The sequence below is a fragment of the Sphaerochaeta sp. UBA5836 genome (genome assembly GCF_002432845.1).
Classification (GTDB): Bacteria; Spirochaetota; Spirochaetia; order Sphaerochaetales; family Sphaerochaetaceae; genus Sphaerochaeta.
Genome location: NZ_DJGW01000011.1, coordinates 3,006 through 7,112, shown reverse-complemented (window position 1 = coordinate 7,112; position 4,107 = coordinate 3,006). Strand labels below are relative to the sequence as shown.

The following is a 4,107-nucleotide window of genomic DNA, read 5'->3' as shown; positions in this document are numbered from 1 at the left end:
TTCGAGCAGAAAGGTGCTATGAAATAGGTACGTACAATTCATACTATAACCATGGACGAACAAAAGCTTGCTGTCAAGTAAGGGCACATATGCTATAGTGGGCAATCGGGAGGAAGCATATGCACCTTGAAATTCAGGACAAGGATCAAAACGTAATAGGAAAGAGTGTAGCAAGTGGGTATGGATGCGCCTTGGTGCACCAAACTGGCTACAACGAGGGAGACCAGATAGTCATCCATGTCCCCCAGGGCGGCCTCTACCAGATCCAGCTTGACGAGGCTTTGGGCAGCCATATTGTCTATCTCAAGGAAGAAGCCCGCTATGCCATCCCGTGCCAGCCTGCACAGCGCACCTGCTATCCAGCCCAGGCTTTCTTGGGCGGCATGCATCTGCTCACCCTTTCCAAGGCCGGGCAAGCCGGTCGAAGAAATCTTGCCCTCAATCCGTACGACCACCATCGCACCAGCGGCCTGTTCCCCCACGCAAAGGCCAATGTGGAGACGCGCGGGGAGATGGTCTTTGCAGCACGCAATGCAATCGACGGGAACTTCACCAACCACAGCCATGGAGAGTATCCCTTTGAGAGCTGGGGAATAAACCGCGACCCCAAGGCCGAGCTCACCCTCGACTTCGGCAGACCTGTTCTCATTGATGAGATCAGGCTGACCATCCGCGCCGACTGGCCGCATGACAGCTGGTGGACCGAAGCCTCAGTAACCGACAACGAAGGCCGGACGCATGTCTTTCAGCTCCAGAAGGATCCCCTTCCCCAACGCTTTCCGATCAAGCCGGCGGTGGTGACCAGCCTCACCCTCCATGACCTGAAGAAGGAAGCGAGCGACCCCTCCCCCTTCCCGGCCCTCACCCAACTTGAAGTCTGGGGTGTCGAGGCCTAGGTAAAGCGAAGGGTGCTTTGGCCATCCTCCTCATACCAAAGGGGGAAGTTGGTGTTCCAGATGTTGTTGTACAGGTTGAAATGAAAAACTCCATCGACTTGGGGCAGTTCATCATCGAAGCAGAGCAGCTTCCTTCGGCTAAGTGAAACCAACGGGGAATCGAGGTTTTCAACAAGCAGTCGCCTCCCCTTGTTTTCATACACAAGACCTTCAACTGCGTGGATCGACCGGGCCCCTTTTGAGACAGTCGAATCCAAAGGCAGTTCCTGAGAGAGCTTGAGCATGCGCCAGGTCCCCCCGGCTTCGGTCTGCAACCCCACCGACAGCCACAGAGCCTCGGGTAGGCGGGTCGCCTCCTTCCTGCTCCAGGCAAGCGTCATTTCAAGAAGTTTTCCCTCCTTGCTGAATCGATACAAAATCTGCACGCATCTCGGCGCCCCCCTCGGACTCTCCTCCTCAGCCTCAAGCGTAGCACAAAGCTCAACCGTTGCAGGACCATCCAATCGAACCAGATTCTTCAGTCTCCCCTTGCAGAGGCGATGCTCGACCTTCGGCTGTACAGCCTCCATGCCCGGCTTGCCATAGTCTGCAAGAATCCAATCCCTGCCTGCATCAAAGTTGCGGTTGTACTGGTGATGGAAGGCATCGTAATCCTCGGCACTGAAGCTCTCATATCGGTATGCCCCGATACCCTCCCCCTTGACAGATTCAGTCCCGTCTGCAGTACGCAGCGAGGCTATGCTGCCGTCATCGGCAACGACAACCTGAGACGATCCAATCCGGATAGGCGTATGTGACGATAACCGCTTTGCCGTTGCTTGCTTGCAAGCAGTCCCGATGTCCAGCGGTTTCAGGACATCGATTGCCTCAATCTGCAGGTTGTGAGGAAGCGAAGCAACCGCTTCATCCAGATACGACCTCTGTTCCTGATGACTGAGGGAAAAGACTGAATACCTGCGTGTCGATCGTCGTTGGTCCTGTGTTCCGAAGATGTGGGCATACTCTTTTTGGGCGAATGCTTCTATGAATTGGTAGGCGGGAGGAACAGCTGATGCAGAGACTACATCAAGCTCCCGCGCCCGGTGGAAATCATCGATAGCATAGTTGGTGTAATCGCCCAGGTACTTTTTGAAATCCATGCCCCACGTATGCTCGCATATCATCAAGAGCCGATCCATGAAACAGTCGCTACCCAGCACGTCGGGTTTCGTCTTCGCCCACGAAAGCAGGCGTTTCAAACACCTGACTTTGTAAGGGTCGCTGCCTATGCCATGTATCCAGGTATCCCCGATCTCGGCTTTTACTACAGGAAGCGTATGCTTGAATGGAAGGATGGCACGTGCATACGAAGAGAGATCGCTTGCCTGAATCGTTGCTCCAGGATATTTTTTTCTCAACGTTTCAAAGACGGCGTACACCTGCCGGACGTCAGGTGGTCCAGCGTTGTCGGCACTGTTCTCGATGACCAGGACATCCTGCAGTTCTCCAATCGGCTCCGAGGAGCCGTAGGAGGCATCGTACTGAACCATCACCTCCTCTCCCGTGGGAGCCTTCCACACAAAAAGAGGAGGTACATCGGGCAGAGTAGACCCTCCGTTGACCCCGATGTGGAGAAACTGCACCCCGGCTTTTGCAAGATAGGGAACCAAGGCAAGGGTATGACCGGGGACATCAGTCATTTTGGCTGCAATTGTTGCATGTCCGAACCGGGCGTCCAGGTTCTGTGACAAGGAAAGTGCATACTCGGTCAGGCTGCTGTTCATCAATTCCGTATGNNGTGGTGAACGGCAGGGCGTGCCAGGTGATGTCACCCGCCTCAATCGCTTCAACGAACAAAGCCCGATCCTGCTCATCTGCATGCTGCAGGTAGTTCTTGACCAACCAACTGCCGGTTGTCCAAACCAGGCGCTCATTTGCGTGTGCATCACGCAGTTGCTTTGCCACCCTGATCGCCTGGGGGATGAACTGCTTGTGATACCGTTCGATGGTTCTCGCAGCCAAATCAGTAAAACCAATATCCAAATGGGTCTTGAAAACCACGTGCACGGTTTTGATCATACTCAGATTCTCTCCTTCTGCTTGCATGAAGGCCCCAACAAATGCATACTGCGTAGAGAGGATTTACCGTGGACACCGAACTGAACAAAGCTTCCAGGCGCCTGTCTGAGCTTCCCATCAGCATTGAACTTTCCGGCTTCACCATCGATGTGCAGTGGTTTCGCATCATGCAAAAATCGGGGCAGTGGGAGATTGAACGTCATGCCCACTCCAGTTTTGAATTCCATATCATTGCCCGTGGCTCCTGCACAGTCGCCACCGACACTCACTCCTTCGTTGCCGAAGCGGGAAGTTTCTACCTTACCGCTCCGGGTGTGTACCACCAGCAATGGTCCCTCTCCGATGAAGACCTGGTCGAGTACAGTCTTGACTGCACCTTCCGTCCTCGAAAAGAGAGCACAGGATCGGCAAGTGAATGGGTGCAGTTGCATGAGTTCTTCCTCTCCTGTGCCTGCCTTCCTGTCAAAGACACCAGCGGCGTCATCGCCCTGTTCGAACAAGCCATCGATGAGGCACTTGAGCTGAAACCCGGCTACTCGATAATCATCCACTCCCTTGTTCCCTCCATCCTGGTCGCTGCTGCACGAAGCATGGGCCTGCACACCAATCCATCCAACGCCAAAGAGAAGAGCAGGATGGATATGATCGCCGATTTTGTCGAGGACAACATCTTCAGACCCATCAGCCCTGCCGATATCGCCGCCTTCATGAACCTCAGCGAGAAACAAGTCTCCCGCATCGTGTTTGCATCCGAAGGGTATTCGACCAAGCGATTCATCACGTTGGCAAAAATCGAGCAGGCCAAGAAAATGCTCACCTCAACCTCATACTCCCTGAGCGAAATCTCCAAGGAGCTGGGCTTTGCAACAACCAGTTACTTCAATACGGTTTTTCGGAAAACCGAGGGAGTTACACCTGGTGTGTATCGTGGGCAGATTCTGGAGAAGCTCGATATACATCATACATAAATGTCTAAAAATTTACAAATATAAAATTGACTTTTGACTGAAATTTCATACTTTACAAACCTCTTTTCACTATATTGTATAGTTTTATGACTATAAGACATGGCAAATATTGTTAAAAATGTCTAAAAATTGAAATCTTAACAACTTTTTATTTGTCTATTTTTTATAATCCATGGTATACTGCC

Annotated in this window: 3 protein-coding genes; 2 read left to right on the top strand and 1 reads right to left on the bottom strand. The window is 52.5% G+C overall.

Going from position 1 to position 4,107, the window contains the following annotated elements:
* Positions 1-119 precede the first annotated feature (119 nt).
* Positions 120-896 carry a carbohydrate-binding protein gene (locus B3F49_RS00885; RefSeq protein WP_293908578.1) on the top strand — a complete coding sequence of 259 codons (777 nt, stop codon included), beginning with the start codon at positions 120-122 and terminating at the stop codon, positions 894-896.
* Here the strand turns inward: B3F49_RS00885 and B3F49_RS00880 are convergent.
* Complete coding sequence (locus B3F49_RS00880) at positions 893-2,626, bottom strand: DUF5054 domain-containing protein (protein ID WP_293908577.1); 1,734 nt, start codon at positions 2,624-2,626, stop codon at positions 893-895. The two genes, B3F49_RS00885 and B3F49_RS00880, sit on opposite strands and share 4 nt — an antisense overlap.
* Before the next feature lie 396 nt (positions 2,627-3,022).
* Between B3F49_RS00880 and B3F49_RS00875 the strand changes: the two genes are divergently transcribed.
* Entirely contained in the window at positions 3,023-3,922 is a 900-nt protein-coding gene (locus tag B3F49_RS00875) for a helix-turn-helix domain-containing protein (RefSeq protein WP_293893051.1), read from the top strand.
* Positions 3,923-4,107 lie beyond the last annotated feature (185 nt).